Genomic DNA, 18,165 nt, shown 5'->3' with positions numbered 1-18,165 from the left:
GTCACGATAGCGACTCGGCTTCGGCCTCGGCCGCGTCGGCTTCGGCTCCCCTGCCCGCCGCTCTGAGCACCCGTGACAGGGTCGCCAGGGCGACGATCAGCGGCGGGCCGCCGAGGCCGCGGGCCAGGGAGACGGCCTCCTCGGCCAGGGGCAGGGCCATGGCGGGACGTCTGATCAGGGTGTCGGCGCCCGACCGGAGGGCGCGCACCAGTGTGCTCTCGTGTTCGAGGGCGTCGTGTTCGCACAGCAGGCGGGCGGCGCGGACCGCGCCGTCCACCGAGGCCGGTGAACGGGCGACCCGGGCGTGCGCGAGGAGAGCGTCGACGACTTCCGGGCCGGCCGCTCTTCGGGCTATCGCCGCGAGGTGCAGTCGGATCTGCTCCTCGTACTCGTTCGGTTCCACTGGGCCCAGCGTCTTCCGGACGCCGAGCCACACGCAACCCTCAGAGCCTTTGGAGTCCCAGGTCTTCGGTCACGCGGCGGAGGTCGCGGGGGTTGCCGAAACCCAGTTTCACCTGGATGCGGACGACCAGCTGGTCGACGGAGAGCTCCTCGATGTTCATGGCCTTGGCCGCCTCGGGATGCGTGCATCCCTTCGAGATGAGCCGCAGCGTCTCCGTCTCGCGCGGCGACAGGGCGGGGCGCAGGCAGAGGGTCGAGGTGGCCGAGGCGAGCTGGCCGCGCAGGACCTCGGCCAGCCCCTGGCCGAGCGCGAACCCGCCCGCGGCGGCCTGGAGGACGGCCTGGCGGAACTCGTCGGGCGCGGTGTTCCTGGGGAGATAGCCGGACGCGCCGGCCTGGAGGGCCGCGACGACGTCGGACGGATCGCCGTGGGCGGCGGTGACGAGGACGCGGGCCCGGGGCGTCCACCCCTCGATCGCGGCGAGGGCCGGGCGGCGGTCGTCGCCGTAGAGGGCCAGGAGGACGACGTCGATCTCGGCGTCGGTGGAGGGGGCGGCGACGATCGACCCCACCTCGGGCATCCGGGTCAGCAGGCGGCGGATCCCGGCCTGTGCGTGCGGGTGATCGTCGGCAACGGCGACTCTGATCATGGTGTCCCACCCCCAAAATTAGATTCTGGACACGCGATACGGTCTCGGACAAGGGGATATCCGGACGAACTTTTTCGCTATTTACGCGTGTCCGCGATACGGACCGGGCATACCGGTCACCTACGCCCTCCAGTATTGCCAACGGACATCAATGCTCAGGCCGTGTTCGCCAAGGTCGCACCAACCTCGCAGGTCAGGGCTTCGCGACTGTCGGTTACGCCCTATGCCCAACGGGTTTGCAGCGACAAGGTGACATTTCTAGTCCGGTGACAAGCTGACGATGCGGTGAGACCTTCGTATGAGTACGCGGCGTTAGGTGACATTTCGCGCCGGGTGCCCGATGGAGGGGGCTTCGCAGTTGAGCACGTGGACGGTTCCGGGCTACCGGGAGGTACGCGAACTCGGTGCCGGGGGTGGCGGCCGGGTCGTGCTGGCGACATACGAGACGACCGGAGCCTATGTCGCCATCAAGTATCTGAGCGAGACGCTGCGACGTGACCCAGGCTTCCTGGCCAGCTTCCAGCGTGAGGCCCGGCTCATGGTCGAGCTGGAGAACCCGAACGTGGTGCGGCTGTACGAATACGTGCAGTCGCCCCGGGGCGACGCGGCCATCGTGATGGAGCTCGTCGACGGGGTGTCGCTGCGGAGCATCCTGGCCGAGCACGGCAACACCTCGCCCGAGGCGGCGCTGGTGGTGCTGAAGGGGTCGCTGCTGGGCCTGTCGGCGGCGCACGCCCACGGCGTGGTGCACCGCGACTACAAGCCCGAGAACGTGCTCGTCCAGGCCGACGGCACCAGCAAGCTGGCCGACTTCGGCATCGCCAGCCACGTCGGCGAGGCGGGGCAGGCGACGGGCACGCCGTCGTACATGGCTCCGGAGCAGTGGGCCGGGAACCCGGCCAGCCCGGCGACCGACGTGTACGCCGCCACCTGCGTGTTCTTCGAGTGCCTGACCGGCCACCGGCCCTACCACTCGCTCGACGTGGGCACCCTTCGGCGGCAGCACCAGGGGGCGCCGATCCCGACGATGGAGGTGCCCGGCTCGGTCAGGGCGCTGGTCGGGCGCGGCATGGCCAAAGACCCGATGGCCCGGCCGCCGACCGCCGACCAGTTCGTCGCCGACCTGGAGCTCGCGGCCCTGGCCGCCTACGGCCGCGACTGGGAGGAGCGCGGCCGGCGGCACCTCGCCGAGCTGGCCACGCTGATGGCGCTGATGTTCCCGCTGGCCAAGCCGTCGACGCCGGCGCCACAGGTGAACACCTCGCTGGCGCGGACGATCCTGAGCCAGCGGCTGACCCGGTTCGCGCCGCGGTTCGCCATCGCCGGGTCGCTGGTGGCGGCGGTGGTGATCGCGATCGTGGTGGCGGCCAACGGCCAGACCCCGGTCGCGGGCGGCACCACGTTACGCCCGCCCACGCAGACCCCCACCCAGGAGGCGCCGCCGCCGGTCGTACCGGTGGAGGAGACCACGCCCCCGGCCACGCCGGAAGTGGAGCCGACGACGACCGAAGAGCCGTCGGAGGAGGCCACGACCGAGCAGCCGTCGACGGTCCTGCCGCCGGGCACCGCCACGCCGACGGTCACCGCGACCGCGACCGCGACCGCCACGGCCACCGCGACGGCGACCGCTCCACCGCCGCCGCTCAAGGTCTCCGGCCTGAACATCCAGTCGTTCGACGGGCAGTCGGCCACGGTCCGCCTCGCCACGAACACCCCGGCGCAGGTCACGATGACGGTCCGGTTCGCCGAGGGGACCGACAAGTCGGCGCTCAACACGCTCCCGCCGCAGGTGGTCCCGCTCGCGGGCGCGACCGCCTACGCCCCCGTCGTGCAGCAGGCCTTCACCCCACCCGCGTGCGGTACGACCTCCTACCGGCGCATCACCGTCGAGACCTCGCCCTCGGCGGGCAAGACGGCCTCGAAGACCGTCTCGGTCAAGGGCGGCCCGTGTCCGCCGCCGGCCGTCGACGACGTCACGATCACCGGCTGGGACGGCAAGGCCGCCGGGGTGCGGCTCAAGGCCGACGGCATCGGCCGGGTGAAGGTGCTGGCCCGGTTCGACCGCGACGGCGAGGTCACCAAGTCGTCGAGCACGACCCTGTCGGGGCACCGGGAGTACTCCTTCACCGCCCGCACCGACCTGGGCACGCCGGCGTGCGGCCAGACCTCGACGTACACGGTGCAGATCACCACCGAACCGGCGGCGGCCAACGGCACCCAGACCAGCCGGAAACGGGTCACCGGGCCCGACTGCGCGCCGCCCTCGGTCGGCCTGCAGGGGTGGAACGGATCGCTCGCGACGGTCAGGGTGACCTCGGGCAGCACCGCGCCGATCACACTGGCGGTGACGTTCACCCGGACGGTCCGGGTCGGCGAACGGGAGACCAACCCGATCGTGACGACCGCGACGGCCGAGCTGAGCGGGGAGAAAGAGTACGTCCGCGAGTTCCAGACCGGCTACAAGCAGGCCCCGTGCGGGGCGCGGGACGTCCGGCAGGTGAGCGTGACGGCCTCCCCGGGAGGAGACACGGCCGCCCAGACGGTCACACTCGAATCTCCGGCCTGCCCGGTGGAGGAGGAGCCCCAAACCCCTACGCCGTCGGACTCGGGACCTGGTCGAGCCCTCTGACCTGCGAAGATCCCTTTTGTCCAGTTTGGTCATGTTTGAGTAAAGTGAGTTGACCTGCACCTTAAAGGTCCATGAACATCCCATTCACGCAGATTGACCCCGAAGCGTAATGGATGTCACATATGACCCCAGAGATGCAGAAGCTCATCACGTTGTTGAGGAAGGAGATCGGATACCAAGAGCAATCCGGCGGCTACACCAAGTTCGGGGACTGGTACAACGCCGTCGAGACCGACGCTGACTACTCGTACCAGCCGTGGTGCGACATGTTCCTCTCGTGGGGGGCGAACAAGCTCGGCTACAGCGACTGGTTCGGAGAGTTCTCCTACACCGTCGCGCACGCGGAGTGGTTTCAGGCGCAGGGGGCCTGGGGTCACAAGCCGCAGCCGGGGGCGGTCGTCTTCTTCGACTGGGACGGCGGAGGAAGCGTCGACGGTATCGATCACGTAGGACTCGTGACGAAGGTGGACGGCTCGCAGTTCACCTCGATCGAGGGCAACACCAGCAACATGGTCCAGGAACGAACCCACGACGAGGGGACGGTCGTCGGGTTCGGCTACCCGGAGCAGATCCTGGAGAAGACCGCCGGCGAACCGGAGACCGGCTCGGACACCACGACCGACACCGGCTCGGACACCGAGACCGGCTCCGACGGCCGGCCCGACACGCGGCCCGGCATGGGCCCGCACCCCAGGCCCTGGGACAGGCCGGACACGAGGCCCGGCGGCAACTCCGACGACAAGCCAGGCTTCGACGGCCGCCCCGGCCACGGATCCGACACCGGCTCGGGGCCGCGACAGGGAATCGGCGCCGACACGGACTCGGGAACGACCTCCGGCACCGGTTCGGACACCGAATCCGGCACCGACAGTGGCACGAACACCGGCACGAACACCGGCGCGGGACCCGACACCGATTCGGACGCCAAGACCGGAACCGACACCAGCAGGGGCACCGGCCCCGGAGCCCACATCGGATCGGACGCCAGAAACGGAACCGACACCGGCGCGAACACCGGCCCCGGATCGCACGCCCTGCCCAAGATCGGAATCGGCGCCAGTCCCGACACCAGGTGGGGTGGCGGATCGGCGGACGAGCCGGGGTTCAGGTCGGGCGATGGGACGGACACCTGGTCCAGCCCCGGATCGCATCACGTCTGGTCGGGTATCGGCGCCGACGACACTCCTGGGATCTCTTCCGACTCCGGCTCGCCTGCCGGTGTCGGGCCCGGTGGGTGTACCGGCGGCGACGAGAACGGCTGTCCTGACCGTGGTCCGCTCGTCTGGGCCGACACCCCCGCCGTCGTCGAGGAGGCCCGACCGGCCCCCGAGGCGTCCCGGGGGCCCATTCCCAAGGTGATCCTCCTCAAGGAGATGGCGGCGGAGACGCCGCTCGTGCACGCCGAACCGGCGCCGGAGATCAGCACCCTCCCGGTCGCCGCGAGCCGGCCGGCGCCCTACTCCGTCCCGCACGCGCCGAGCGCGCAGGGACTCGTGGCGCCGTTGCTGGTGGTGCTCCTGGCGATGGTCTTCCTGGCCAACCACCGCCGCCCGGCGCCTGCGGCGTCGAAGGACTACCGAGGCCGTCACCGGCGGTAGAGCTCCGGGCTTCCCAGGCGTGCCGCTCTGAGCCGCGCCCGGTGCAGACCGGTGTCTCCGTACGCCGACCCGAGCGACCACACCCGTGCCACCCACAGGTCGTGCCCGCGCGGTCCCTGCCGCAGGATCGCGTGGGCCGCCCCGGCGGCGGCCTCTCCGGCGGCGGCCTTGGCCGCGCTGACCGCCCGGACGACCTCCCCTTCGGTCCGCGACGCATGGTCGCCGGCGACGACCGCGGCGTCGTACACGAGCGAACCGGCGCAGTCGGCCGCGTCAGGCGGAAGGTCCGCGACCGCGCACAGGTGGCGGGCGAGGCCGACGAGCTGGGCGGCCACCGCGACGGTCGCGATCCGCAGCGCCGGCAGGGCCGACACCCGCATGCCCAGGGGGATGCCGGGACGCTCAGTCGACACGCTGAACAGGCGGCGGGCCGGGTCGAGGCCGGGACGGGGCGTGAGCCGTACCGCGGAGGGCGGGAGAGCCTCCAGGACGCCGCCGGGGCGCTCGACGACGAGCAGGCCCGCCGTGTCGGCGTCGGGGGCGTACACGGTGTCTCCGACGCGGGCCGAGACCCGCAGCTCGCCTCGGGCGAGCGGGCCGTGGAAGCGCTCCGGCAGCAGGAGCGCGCCCAGCACGCACGTCTCCACGAGAGGTCCGGGGAGCGCCACGCGGCCGGTCTCGGTGAACGCGGGCACCGTGTCGGCGAATCGTAATCCGAGCCCGCCGGACGCCGGCGATACCAAACACCCGAGGAATCCGGTCGCGCCGAGCGCGTCCCAGCCGGGCAGCCGCGCGTCGGCGGGCGGCGTGAGGAGGGCGGCCCGGACCTGGGCGGCCAGTCCGAGCTGCTCATCGGTATAAGCCACGATCTGACATGTACGTTCCGGCGCACCCGTCCGCCATGTCACTAATCGCCGAATCTGACGGTGAGGCCGTATTGTCAGGCAGATTCCCCACCGCGAGCCACAGTCGGCCTTCGGCCGCCCGCGTCTCGCGGCTCTGGTCACGACCGCCGTGGCAATCTACGATTTCTGCACACATCGGGTGAACGTTCAACCGGATCACCGCGTCAGCTCTGTGACGCACGTGAAGGGGGTGACGTCCCGTCGACAGGGGCCTCGGCCGTGTCCAGCTCCTGCGTGAGCTGGAATCGGCTCTCCGGGAAACGCCGCGCACCATTCTGATCACCGGTGCCGCGGGGCTCGGCAAAACCCACCTGCTGGGTGAGCTGACCTCCCAGGCGGCGGGCTTCCGCGTGCTCAGAGGACGGGCCCGCGAGCTCGACGAGGGCCTGGCCTACGCGCCGCTCGTCGACGCCCTGGAGTCGCTCGGCCGCGAGCCGAAGGCGCAGCAGCGGTTGTGGGAGCTCTACGACGCCATCGACCGGGCCGCGCTGGGTCACCACCAGGGCCATCCGGTGGCCGCGCCGGGAGCGCTGGCCGCGCAGCTCATCGCCGCTCTGCCGGGCCGCACCCTGCTCGCCATCGACGACGTCCACCACGCCGACGCCGACACGCTGCGGCTGCTCAAGACGCTGCCGCGCAGCTGTCCCGGCCTCGCGATCGTGGTGACCGCGCGGCGGCCGCCGTCGCTCGAGGTCGACATGGCGGTACGCCTCGACCCCCTCTCGCGCGCCGAGGTCAGGAACCTGATCACGTCGCTGCTCGACCGGACGCCGAGCGACAGCATGGTCGACCGGGTGCTGGCCGAGAGCCAGGGCAACCCGTGGTTCGTCCAGGAGGCGGTGCTCGCGCTCGTCCAGGGCGGGGCGGTGCGCTCCCCCGACCCGGGCGCCCGCCGCGGCGCGATCCTGAGCCGCATCTTCCAGCGCGACAAGGCCGGCCGCGACCTCGCGCGGGTGCTGGCCACGCTGGGCCGCACCCGCGACACCACCGCGATCGACACCCCGGGCACCCTGGAGGAGGTCGCCGAGCTCGCCGGGCTCGACAAGCGGGCCGCCGAGCGCGCGCTGGTCGCGCTGGTCCGCGACGGGGTGCTGGTCGACACCGGCGACGGCTACGCGTTCGCCCACCCGCTGGTGGCCGAGGCGCTGCACACCGACCTCAACGCCGGCGAACGCCGCCGCCTGCACGCCCGCATCGCCGCGATGCTCCAGCGGCAGGGCCTCAGCGGCGCCCGGCGGGTGCTCGAATGGGCCACCCACATGGCCGAGGGCGGCACCCCCGACGAGGCCCGCACGGCGATGCTGCGGGCCGCCGAGGTGACCCGCTGGACCGCCCCGCTGTCGGCCGCCCACTGGTACGGCCGGGCCGCCGAGATCGCCGAGAACAAGGGCGAGCTGATGGCGTTACAGGCGCTGTCGTACTGGAAGGGCTCCCGCCCGGCCCTGGCGCTCAACTCCGCCCAGCGGGCGCTGGCGCAGCTGCCGCCGGGCCGCCGCCACACCCGCACCTCCTACGTGGCCGTCGGCGCCGCCCACGCGATGGGCTGGTACGACGTCGCCCTCGCCATCCTGGCCAAGCAGCTCCCCCGCGCCGACGACCCGACCGCCCTGCTGGCCCAGCGGGCGCTGCTGCTCGGCGAGCTGCGCCGCCCGCCCGACGACGCCGCGCGCCTGGCGTGGGCGGGGCTGCCGAGTTGCCCGCCGGAGGACCGCGTCATCACCGCCGGGGCGCTGGCCATGTGGGCGCTGGTCGAGGGCGACTGGCCGCAGACCGAACGGGCGGTGTCGTTCCTGCTGACCTTCGCCGCCGCGATGCCGCCCGGCGCGCGGCTGGCCGCGCTGGAGTCGGCCGCCCACGTGCTGGCGACCGGCGGCGAGCTCGCCCGTCCGCTGAAGCTGCTGGAGGAGGCCGAGCACATCCACCGCGGCCTCGGCTGGCACGACATCGCCGGGCAGAACGCCCGCACCACGGCCGTGGTCCGCCGCCTGAGCGGCGAGTGGGAGAAGGCCCTGGCCGACATCCGCGCCTCGGCCGGGCCGCTGACCGAGGCGGGCCTGCTGGAGAACCACGCGCTGCTGCGCAACGTCGAGGCCGACATCCTGCTCGACCAGGGCCGCTACGACGAGGCGCGGGCGATCCTGGCCGACCCGCCGCCCGCCGGCGCGACCCAGACGGGCCTGCGCCACATGTACAACGCGCGGCTCTTCCTCGGCACCGGCGACCGCGCCGCGTCGTGGCGGTCGATCGAGCTGGCCAAGGCGACCGGGGTGCCCGAGGTGCTCCACCGGGTGCTGGCGGTGGAGGTCATCTGGCACGCCGTCACCGGAGAGACCGTGGGCGCCCGTCCGGCCGCCGAGCGGCTCGACGACGCCGCCCGCAACGGCACCCCGCGCGCCAAGATGGCCGCCGACCTGGCCATGGCGTGGGCGTTCGGCGACGCCGACCGCGCCCACGCCGCGCTGGAGAAGGCCCGCGGCCTCCCCTACGAGGAGGCCCGCGCCCGGCTCATGATCGGCCTGTACGCCGACCCCGCGCAGCTCGCCAAGGCGCACACCCTCTTCACCGCCCTCGGCGCGGCCCCCTGGCGCGACCGCACCCTCCAGCACATGCGCGAGGCCGGCATCGCCCCCGCGCCCTCCGCCACGCTCACCCCGGCCGAACGCCGCGTCATCGAACTGGTCGCCGAGGGCCGGTCGAACCCGCAGATCGCCGACGAGCTGCACTACAGCCGCAAGACCGTCGAGGTCTACCTGAGCCGCGTCTACGCGAAGACGGGCCTGCGCTCCCGCCTCGAAGTGGCGCTCGCCGTGGAGCGCGGGGAGTTGTAGGGAGCTCCCTACTGCGACAACCGAAGCCAGCACGGCACCATCGGCTTCATGGGGATCCTGGAGTACGCCGACAAGGTGTGGCGCGGAGCGGTGCGTGCACACGAGGTGCCGCTCGCCGAACTCCGGGCCGACGGCGTGCAGGAGGTCACCGAGGGCGTGGCCATGTGGCCGGCCTTCGGGAACGTGTACGCCGTCAAGGGGGAGGCGGGGCTGGCGCTGTTCGACACGGGCAACGCCATCGACGCCCCGGCGATGCACCAGGCCATCCGGGCCTGGTCGGACGAACCGGTTCGCTACGCCGTGTTCTCTCATGGGCACTTCGACCACGTGGGGGGAATGGAGTGCTTCGACGACGAAGAAGGGACGCGGCCCATCGTCGTCGCACATGAGGGTGTGGCGAACCGGTTCGCCCGTTACGCCCGTACCGCCGGCTACAACTCGGTCATCAACCAGCGGCAGTTCGGGTTCGGGCAGATGCAGTGGCCGGCCACCTACCGGGTGCCCGACCTTACCTACCGGGACCGGCTCACCCTGACGCTCGGGGACGTCACCTTCGAGCTGCACCACGCCCGCGGCGAGACCGACGACGCGACGTGGGCGCACATCCCCGAACGGAACATCCTGCTGACCGGCGACCTGTTCGTCTGGGTGACCCCCAGCGCCGGGAACCCGCAGCGGGTGCAGCGGTATCCCGACGAGTGGGCCGTCGCGCTGCGGACGATGGCCACGCTCGACGCGGAGATCCTGCTGCCCGGCCACGGCCTGCCGATCACCGGCGCCCTGCGGGTGCGCCGGGCCCTGATCGACACGGCCGACTACCTCGACAGTCTGGTGGAGCAGACGCTCGACCTGATGAACGCGGGGGCGCGCCTCGACGAGATCCTGCACACCGTGAAGCCACCGCTGGAGTTGTCGCAGCGCCCCTACCTGCAGCCCTACTACGACGAGCCCGAGTTCATCGTGCGCAACATCTGGCGCCTGCACGGCGGCTGGCACGACGGCAACCCGGCGAGCCTCAAGCCCGCCCCGGACGCCGTCTTCGCCAGAGCCATCGCCGACCTGGCGGCGGGCGCCGGAACCGTGGCGGGGCGCGCCGTGGTCGCCGCGGCGGAGGGCGACCTTCGGCTGGCCTGCCAGCTGGCCGAGCTCGCCGTCCAGGCGGAGCCCGACGACCACAAGATCCACGAGATCAGGGCGAGGGTGTACGCCCTCCGCGTCCAGCAGGAGCCCGGGGCGATGGCCAGGGGGGTCTACGCCTGGGCCGCGGCCGAGTCGCGCAGCAAGGTGACCGGCTGCGACCTGCTCGACGTGTACCACGAGGTGTCCGACGGCCGGATGTGGTGGATCCCCGCCCACGACCGGTGACCCTGCCTTCAGCAGGTGCTGCGACCGGGCCGATCGGCTCCCCCGCGAGCGGCCCGGCGCACCACCTCTCCGGAGCCGGGTAACCTGTCCGGCGTGCTGGAACGGATCACGGCGACGCGCTACGTCACGCCGCTGCGCGAGGGCGGCTCGCTGCCCGGTGTGATGGAGGCCGACGACCTCGGCACCCACGTCGTCAAGTTCCGGGGCGCCGGGCAGGGCCGCCGGGTGCTGGTGGCCGAGGTGATCTGCGCCGAGCTGGCCCGGGGCCTGGGCTTCGCCACCCCCGACCTGAAGGTGATCGACCTCGACCCGCAGCTGGGCCGCCGCGAGCCCGACGAGGAGATCCAGGACCTGCTGAACGCCAGCGCGGGCGACAACCTGGCCATCGACTTCCTCCCGGGCGCGCTGGGCTTCGACCCGCCGGTCTGGAACCCCGACCCGGAGTTCGCCGGGAGGCTGATCTGGTTCGACGGCCTGATCCACAACGTCGATCGGTCGTGGCGCAACCCCAACCTGCTGGTCTGGCACGAGGCGATCTGGCTGATCGACCACGGCGCGGCCCTGTGGTTCCACCACAACTGGCCCCGCGCCGACCCGCTGCGGCCCTTCGACGCGAGCGACCACGTGATGACGAGGTTCGCGACCGAGCTGGTCCCGCTGCCGGTGACGGGAGACCTGCTGCGCCACGCCGTGGAGCAGGTCCCGGACGCATGGCTCGGCGACGACTCCCGCGACGCCTACGTCGACCACCTGCTGACGAGAGCCGCCTCGACGGCCTGGCATCCCGACCTGACCGCGGCACCCAAGACTCCCGTGCGGACCAACACGATCGGCGGATTCTGGCGCTCATGACCCGCGACGTCTACGAGTACGCGCTGATCCAGGTCGTCCCGGACATCGAGCGCGGTGAACTGATCAACGCCGGCGTGATCGTCTACTGCCAGCCGCGCGGCTACCTGTGCGCCCGGACCGACCTCGACGCCGCCCGCCTCCAGACGCTCTGCCCGTCGGCGAACCTGCCCGGGGTGCTGCACTCGCTGATGGCCTACGAGCTGAGCTGCTCGGCCGAAGAGGGGCCTTTGAACAAGGAGTCGCTGGGCAGCAGGTTCCGCTGGCTGACCGCGCCCCGCTCGACCATCGTGCGCACCGGCCCCGTCCACGCGGGCCTCACCGAAGATCCGGAGGCCGCCCTGAACCGGCTGCTCGACCGGCTGGTCAGAACAGCACCGAGGTGAAGGTGTCGACCTCCTGGAAGCCCACCCGGCGGTAGGCCGCCCGGGCGGGCGCGTTGTAGTCGTTCACGTAGAGGGTGACCACGGGGGCGAAATACTTCAGGGCCTGTTCGACCACCGTCGCCATGCCCGCCGAGGCGTGGCCGCGGCCCCGGTAGAGGGGGTCGACCCAGACGCCCTGGATCTGGCAGGCCTGCGGCGTCACGGCGCCGATCTCGGCCTTGAAGACCACCCGGCCCTGGTCGATGCGGGCGTAGGAGCGGCCGATGCGGATCAGCTCGGCCACCCGTGACCGGTAGAGCGCGCCGCCGTCGCCGTTGTCGGGCGAGACGCCGACCTCCTCGGTGAACATCGCCACGCACGCGGGCAGGAGGGTGCCGAACTCCTCGGGCCGCACCCGCCTGACCAGCTGGTCGGGCGCGACGAGCGGGACCGAGCTGATCGACATGACGGGCTGGGCCCAGCGGATCGCCCGCGCCGGACCCCAATGGGGCTCCAGCCTTTCCCACAGGTGCTCCACGGCGGCCGAGGGCCCGACGATCGAGGAGCAGCGGCGGCCCTGCTTGCGGGCCCGGTCGGCGAAGGCGTGGACGGCCTCACGGGAGGCGTTGACCGGCACCAGGTTCGCGCCGGCGTAACAGAGGGAGGTCAGCCCGCCGCGCGGGCCGAACCCCCACATCTGGCCGCCCAACCGGGAGGGACTCAGGCCGACCGACCTGACCCGGGAGGCGACGAAGACGTTGGCGACCGGATCTGCGTCGAGGATCTGGAGCACCTCGTCGCGATCGTTGTCGTCCAGCACGCGCGACGCCGACGTACGCAGCATCACCCGCCCAGCCTACGCCAGACCCCCCGATTGGTCAGCGACCGAGGAGGACTTGCGTCAGCGTCTCGTGCGTCGGATCGCCTCCCGTGGAGGCCATCCGGGTCGCCGCCCGCGCCCCCGCCGACGGGCAGGTGAGGTCGGGCTCGCTCCCCGGGCGGCGCCGCTCGGGCAGCAGGCCGTCCTTCAGGTAGGCCGCCACCTGGCGGTCGACGCACGGGTTTCCGCCGAAGCTGACGCCGTGGTTGCCGCCCCCGACCAGCAGCATCCGGGCCGACGGGAACCGGTCGCGGACGGTCAGCGCGCCCCGCAGCGGGGTGGCGGCGTCGCGGCGCGACTGGAGGATCAGGATCGGCGCGAAACTCCGGTTGGCGCCGACGGCCACCGGGGTGCCCCCGGCCTGCGGCCAGAAGGCGCAGGGCAGGTTGTAGACGGTGTTGCTCCAGGTCATGAACGGTGACCGGGCGTAGAGGCGGCGGGCGTCGGTGCGCCAGCGGCTCCAGTCGCGCGGCCAGGCGGCGTCGCGGCACTGGGTGGCCAGGTAGACGGCGTAGCCGTTCTCGTCGGCGGCGTCGTTCTCGCCGTGCTGGCGGTAGGCGTTCACCAGGGCGGTGACGTCGCCCTTGCGGACGTAGTCGGAGAAGGCGCGGGCGAAGGTGGCCCAGACCGCGTCGGTGTAGCCGCCGACGGTGAAGGTGTCGTCGAGCTCGCTCGGGCCGACCACACCGCCCGCCGGGCGTTCGGCCAGGCGCTTGCGCATGCCGTACCAGGCGAAGGAGACGTCCTCCTCGGTGTCGCCGAGGCGGAACAGGTCGTTGTTGTCGGCCACCCAGTCGAGGAAGTCGCGGTGGCGGTCGTCGAAGGCGACGTTCTGGTCGAGGTTGGCGTCGTACCAGACCTTGGTGGGGTCGACCACGCTGTCGAGCACCATCCGGCGGACCCGGTCGGGGAACAGGGTGGCGTACACCGAGCCCAGGTAGGTGCCGTAGGAGTAGCCGAGCCAGCTGATCTTCTCCTCGCCGAGGGCGCGGCGCAGCGCCTCGACGTCGCGGGCCGCGTTCTCGGTGGTCATGTACGGCAGCAGCCACGCGAAACGGTTGCCGCACCCGGCGGCGTAGGTCTCTGCGCGGCCCAGCAGCACCCGCTCGGCGGCCGCGTCGGCCGGCACGTTGTCGGGGCGCGGCGGCGCGTAGTAGCGCTTGGGGTCGACGCAGGTCAGCGCGGGCTTGCTGGCGCCGACGCCGCGCGGGTCGAAGCCGATCACGTCGTAGCGGGCGGCCACCTCGGGCGGCAGCGAGGCGGCGACGTGGCGGGCCAGCGCGAGCCCGGAGGCGCCCGGCCCGCCCGGGTTGACCAGCAGCGGCCCCAGGTGGTTGCCGTCGCGGGGCGCGCTGCCCTTGAAGCGGTTGAGCGCGATGGTGATCTGCTGCCCGCCGGGCTGCGCCGGGTCGAGCGGCACCCGGACCTGCGCGCACTCGGGGGTGGCGGCGTGGCGGGCCGGCATCGGCTGGCCCAGGCCCCCGCCGTTCCCGGTGAGCTCCTTGATGATCTCGGCCAGCGTGGCGGGCGGAGGGCTCTTGGGGCCGGGAGCCGCGCACGCCCCCCAGACGATCCGCTGCGGGGGTACGACCTGCGCCGCATCGGCCCCGTCGGGCTCTGCCACCAACCCCGTCACCAGCCCGGCGGACAGGATCGTGACCCCGGAGACCACCCCGACGACTCGCTTCACGCGCTCTCTCCTCTGCTCACACGACAGAGGCCAGCTTCCCCCACGTGACGGGGCGATCACACGGAGTCGCCGAGGCGGATTACCGAATCATTAGCGGACGATGACCTGCGGCCCAGGAGCGTCGTCGTCGTCGAGGTCGACGTCGACGCCCATCTCCTCGGCCAGGCGCAGCGCCTCCTCGATCAGGGTCTCGACGATCTGCGACTCGGGCACGGTCTTGACGACCTCGCCCTTGACGAAGATCTGGCCCTTGCCGTTGCCGGAGGCGACGCCGAGGTCGGCCTCGCGGGCCTCGCCGGGGCCGTTGACGACGCAGCCCATGACGGCCACCCGCAGCGGCACCTTCAGCCCGTCGAGCCCGGCGGTGACCTGCTCGGCCAGGGTGTAGACATCGACCTGGGCCCGGCCGCAGGAGGGGCAGGAGACGATCTCGAGGCCGCGCTGCTTCAGGTTGAGCGACTCGAGGATCTGGTTGCCGACCTTGACCTCTTCGACCGGGGGCGCCGACAGCGAGACCCGGATGGTGTCGCCGATGCCCTCGGCCAGCAGGGCGCCGAACGCGACCGCCGACTTGATCGTGCCCTGGAAGGCCGGCCCGGCCTCGGTCACGCCCAGGTGGAGGGGGTAGTCGCACTTCTCTGCCAGCAGCCGGTAGGCCTTGATCATGACCACCGGGTCGTTGTGCTTGACCGAGATCTTGATGTCGCGGAAGTCGTGCTCCTCGAACAGGGAGCACTCCCACAGCGCCGACTCGACGAGCGCCTCGGGGGTGGCCTTGCCGTACTTGGCGAGCAGGCGGGGGTCGAGGGAGCCGGCGTTCACGCCGATGCGGATCGGCACGCCGTGGTCTCTGGCCGCGCGGGCGATCTCGCCGACCTTGTCGTCGAACTTCTTGATGTTGCCCGGGTTGACCCGCACCGCCGCGCAGCCGGCCTCGATGGCGGCGAAGACGTATTTGGGCTGGAAGTGGATGTCGGCGATGACCGGGATCTGGGACTTCCTGGCGATCGCGGGGAGGGCGTCGGCGTCGTCCTGAGACGGGACGGCGACGCGGACGATCTGGCAGCCGGACGCGGTGAGCTCGGCGATCTGCTGGAGCGTGGCGTTGACGTCGGCGGTGAGCGTGGTGGTCATGGACTGCACGGAGATCGGGGCGTCACCCCCGACCGGCACCGAGCCCACCATGATCTGACGCGAGCGGCGCCGGGGGGAGATCGGCTTGACCGGCAGGGAGGGAATCCCGAGATCAACAGACATTTCAGCACCTTGCGCTAAGAGTCGTCCTTGACGTCCATCAGTCTAGGCAGGCGCCGGATCACCCACACCCGCGTGGCCACCCGCTGCCCCAGCTTCCGATGAATCATTCATCCCCGACCTGGGCAAAAGCCGCATTCGACCGCTCTGACCTGGGCACCCCGGAAACGCCGGTTTACATTCCGAATCGCGTGAGCGCTCCCGCAGCAGTGCGGCGTTTGGCCGCCCCATAACGAGGCTGGCAGCAGCCACGGCCAGGTGAAAGGGACATCCGTGGTCGGACCACGTAGTAGAACGCTCAGATTCAGGATCACCGCCATAGCCACCACGATGGTGGCGCTGGCGGCCACGGCGGTGACCGTGCTGGTCTCCAGCCCCGCCCAGGCCCATGGCGCCCTGATGGTGCCGGGCAGTCGTACGTACCTGTGCTGGAAGGACGGCCTGAACGGGAACGGCGCCATCCAGCCCAAGAACCCGGCCTGCGCCGCGGCCGTCGCCCAGAGCGGCACGAACTCGCTCTACAACTGGTTCGCGACGCTGCGCTCGGACGGCGCGGGCCGGATGTCCGGGTTCATCCCCGACGGGTCGCTGTGCTCCGGCGCGGCGGTCGTCTACAACTTCAGCGGCTTCGACCTGGCCCGCAACGACTGGCCGGTGACGCACCTGACCTCGGGCGCGAACATCCAGATGCGGTACAACAAGTGGGCCGCCCACCCGGGCACGTTCCGCCTGTACATCACCAAGGACTCGTGGAGCCCGACCCGCCCGCTCGCGTGGAGCGACCTGGAGTCGACCCCGTTCGACTCCTCGACCAACCCGCCGAGCGTCGGCAACCCGGGCAACGAGAACGCCTACTACTACTGGAACGCCAACCTGCCGTCGGGCAAGAGCGGCCGTCACATCATCTACTCGGTGTGGCAGCGCTCCGACAGCAACGAGACGTTCTACGGCTGCTCCGACGTCGTCTTCGACGGCGGCAACGGCCAGGTGACCGGCATCGGCGGCACCTCGAGCCCGTCGCCCAACCCGACGCCGACCCCCACGCCCACCCCCACGCCCACCCCGTCCCCGTCCCCGTCCCCGACGCCGTCCCCGACCCCGTCCCCCAGCGGCGGCAACGGCGGCTGCACGGCGACGTACTCGATCGCCAGCTTCTGGCCGGGGGCCTTCAACGGTTCGGTGACGGTCAAGGCCGGCAACTCCGCCATCCAGGGATGGACGGTCAGGTGGACCTTCGCCAACGGCCAGACCATCAGCCAGATGTGGGGCGCGACCCACACCTCATCGGGCGGCCAGGTGACGGCCGTGCCCGAGAGCTACAACCGCAACCTGGCGGCGAACGCCACGGCCACATTCGGCTTCCTCGCCTCCCAGTCGGGCACCAACCCGATCCCGACCCTCACCTGCACCGCAGCGTGACCTGATGTGATCTGAGAAGGCCCGGGGATCTGACCGCCCCGGGCCTTCTCCTGCTCTCTCCCGCTCTCTTCCGTTACGGCTCCGCCCACCCCGACCCCGCCCGCTGCCGGCCGGGCGCCGCGACGTCTAGGCCGTCAGTTCCGCCGCCCGCGCGCGGGCCCAGGCGTCGGCCGCCAGGACCTCCTCGATCGACTCGGCCCGGCCGGCCACGTGCTCCTCGACCACCTCGGCCACCGTGTCGACGATCGCCAGGAACGGCAGCGCGCCCTTCATGAACGCCTCGACGCACACCTCGTTGGCCGCGTTGTAGACCGCGGGCGCGGTGCCGCCCTGCTCCCCCACGTGGCGGGCCAGCGGCACCGACGGGAACGCCTCGACGTCGAGGGGCTCGAAGGTCCAGGTGTGGGCGCGCGTCCAGTCGACCGGCGGCGACACGTGGGGCAGCCGGCCGGGATGGCCCAGCGCCAGGGCGATCGGGAGCCGCATGTCGGGCGGGCTCGCCTGGGCCACCGTCGAGCCGTCGACGAACTCGACCATCGAGTGGATCACCGACTGCGGGTGGACGACCACCTCGATGCGGTCGAACCCGATGTCGAACAGCAGGTGGGCCTCGATGACCTCAAGGCCCTTGTTCACCAGGGTCGCCGAGTTGATCGTGATGACCGGCCCCATGTTCCAGGTCGGGTGGTTCAGCGCCATCTCGGGCGTCACGTCGGCCAGGTCGGCCCGCCGCCGCCCCCGGAACGGCCCGCCGCTGGCGGTCACGACCAGCTTGCGCACGGCCTCGGGCCGGTGACCGGTGGGGCCGGAGGCCCACAGGCACTGCGCCAGCGCCGAGTGCTCGGAGTCGACCGGCAGCAGCTGACCGGGCGCGGCCAGCCGCTTGACCAGCGGCCCGCCGATGATCAGGGACTCCTTGTTGGCCAGCGCGAGGGTCGTGCCGGCCTTGAGGGTCTCGAGCGTCGAGGTCAGCCCCAGGGCCCCGGTGATCCCGTTGAGCACGATGTCGCAGGGCCGCCCGGCCAGCTCGGCCACCCCTTCGGGGCCCGCGAGCACCTCGGGCGCGGCTCCCAGGGCCGCGAGCGCCTCGCGCACGGCGGGAAGCGCGGCCGGATCGGCCACGGCCACGACGGGGGCGCCGGTCTCGGCCGCCTGCCGGGCCAGCAGGTCGGGACGGCTCCCGGCGGCGGCCAGCCCGGCCACCCGGAACCCGTTGCGGGCGATGACGTCGAGGGCCTGGGTGCCGACCGAGCCGGTCGAGCCGAGCACCGTGATCGAACGTGAGGGGATTTCCGGTCGGTTCACCGCACCATTGTGCGCCACGCCCCGGT

The 18,165-nt window shown here is 72.0% G+C and carries 14 protein-coding genes; 7 read left to right on the top strand and 7 right to left on the bottom strand.

Going from position 1 to position 18,165, the window contains the following annotated elements:
* Position 1: 1 nt before the first annotated feature.
* Entirely contained in the window at positions 2-403 is a 402-nt protein-coding gene (locus FDA94_RS27550; RefSeq protein ID WP_137249983.1) for a hypothetical protein, read from the bottom strand.
* 40 nt (positions 404-443) lie between these two features.
* Positions 444-1,052 carry a LuxR C-terminal-related transcriptional regulator gene (locus tag FDA94_RS27545; protein ID WP_137249982.1) on the bottom strand — a complete coding sequence of 203 codons (609 nt, stop codon included), beginning with the start codon at positions 1,050-1,052 and terminating at the stop codon, positions 444-446.
* A 358-nt stretch (positions 1,053-1,410) separates the two neighbouring features.
* Between FDA94_RS27545 and FDA94_RS40050 the strand changes: the two genes are divergently transcribed.
* Complete coding sequence (locus tag FDA94_RS40050) at positions 1,411-3,681, top strand: serine/threonine-protein kinase (protein ID WP_212735536.1); 2,271 nt, start codon at positions 1,411-1,413, stop codon at positions 3,679-3,681.
* Positions 3,682-3,815: 134 nt separating this feature from the next.
* A complete protein-coding gene (locus FDA94_RS27535) occupies positions 3,816-5,279 on the top strand; it encodes a CHAP domain-containing protein (RefSeq protein WP_170991151.1) in 1,464 nt (487 codons plus the stop codon).
* Here FDA94_RS27535 and FDA94_RS27530 read toward each other — a convergent pair.
* Positions 5,267-6,145 carry a hypothetical protein gene (locus FDA94_RS27530; RefSeq protein ID WP_137249980.1) on the bottom strand — a complete coding sequence of 293 codons (879 nt, stop codon included), beginning with the start codon at positions 6,143-6,145 and terminating at the stop codon, positions 5,267-5,269. The two genes, FDA94_RS27535 and FDA94_RS27530, sit on opposite strands and share 13 nt — an antisense overlap.
* Before the next feature lie 269 nt (positions 6,146-6,414).
* On the opposite strand from FDA94_RS27530, the gene FDA94_RS27525 reads away from it, so the two are divergent.
* The 4 genes from FDA94_RS27525 to FDA94_RS27510 all read left to right on the top strand — a co-directional run bounded on the left by FDA94_RS27525 (position 6,415) and on the right by FDA94_RS27510 (position 11,612).
* Positions 6,415-9,012, top strand: a complete 2,598-nt coding sequence (locus FDA94_RS27525) for a helix-turn-helix transcriptional regulator (protein WP_281286637.1) — start codon at positions 6,415-6,417, stop codon at positions 9,010-9,012.
* A 48-nt stretch (positions 9,013-9,060) separates the two neighbouring features.
* Positions 9,061-10,377 carry an alkyl sulfatase dimerization domain-containing protein gene (locus tag FDA94_RS27520; RefSeq protein WP_137249978.1) on the top strand — a complete coding sequence of 439 codons (1,317 nt, stop codon included), beginning with the start codon at positions 9,061-9,063 and terminating at the stop codon, positions 10,375-10,377.
* Between the two features lie 93 nt (positions 10,378-10,470).
* A complete protein-coding gene (locus tag FDA94_RS27515; protein ID WP_137249977.1) occupies positions 10,471-11,229 on the top strand; it encodes a HipA family kinase in 759 nt (252 codons plus the stop codon).
* Positions 11,226-11,612 carry a DUF3037 domain-containing protein gene (locus FDA94_RS27510; protein ID WP_137249976.1) on the top strand — a complete coding sequence of 129 codons (387 nt, stop codon included), beginning with the start codon at positions 11,226-11,228 and terminating at the stop codon, positions 11,610-11,612. Before FDA94_RS27515 ends, FDA94_RS27510 begins: the two co-directional genes overlap by 4 nt.
* Here the strand turns inward: FDA94_RS27510 and FDA94_RS27505 are convergent.
* From FDA94_RS27505 to ispG, 3 genes are all read right to left on the bottom strand, one after another.
* Positions 11,593-12,435 carry a GNAT family N-acetyltransferase gene (locus tag FDA94_RS27505; protein WP_137250047.1) on the bottom strand — a complete coding sequence of 281 codons (843 nt, stop codon included), beginning with the start codon at positions 12,433-12,435 and terminating at the stop codon, positions 11,593-11,595. The two genes, FDA94_RS27510 and FDA94_RS27505, sit on opposite strands and share 20 nt — an antisense overlap.
* A 34-nt stretch (positions 12,436-12,469) precedes the next feature.
* A complete protein-coding gene (locus FDA94_RS27500) occupies positions 12,470-14,161 on the bottom strand; it encodes an alpha/beta hydrolase (RefSeq protein WP_246060187.1) in 1,692 nt (563 codons plus the stop codon).
* A 90-nt stretch (positions 14,162-14,251) separates the two neighbouring features.
* A complete protein-coding gene (gene ispG / locus FDA94_RS27495; RefSeq protein ID WP_137249975.1) occupies positions 14,252-15,418 on the bottom strand; it encodes a flavodoxin-dependent (E)-4-hydroxy-3-methylbut-2-enyl-diphosphate synthase in 1,167 nt (388 codons plus the stop codon).
* A 327-nt stretch (positions 15,419-15,745) separates the two neighbouring features.
* Between ispG and FDA94_RS27490 the strand changes: the two genes are divergently transcribed.
* Entirely contained in the window at positions 15,746-16,834 is a 1,089-nt protein-coding gene (locus tag FDA94_RS27490; protein WP_137249974.1) for a lytic polysaccharide monooxygenase, read from the top strand.
* A 126-nt stretch (positions 16,835-16,960) separates the two neighbouring features.
* On the opposite strand, the gene dxr is transcribed toward FDA94_RS27490, so the two are convergent.
* A complete protein-coding gene (gene dxr, locus FDA94_RS27485) occupies positions 16,961-18,139 on the bottom strand; it encodes a 1-deoxy-D-xylulose-5-phosphate reductoisomerase (protein WP_170991150.1) in 1,179 nt (392 codons plus the stop codon).
* Between the last annotated feature and the right edge of the window lie 26 nt (positions 18,140-18,165).

The organism is Herbidospora galbida (assembly GCF_005233835.1).
Classification (GTDB): Bacteria; Actinomycetota; Actinomycetes; order Streptosporangiales; family Streptosporangiaceae; genus Herbidospora; species Herbidospora galbida.
The sequence above is the reverse complement of the archived record's forward strand: the minus strand, read 5'-3'. Positions and strand labels throughout refer to the sequence as shown.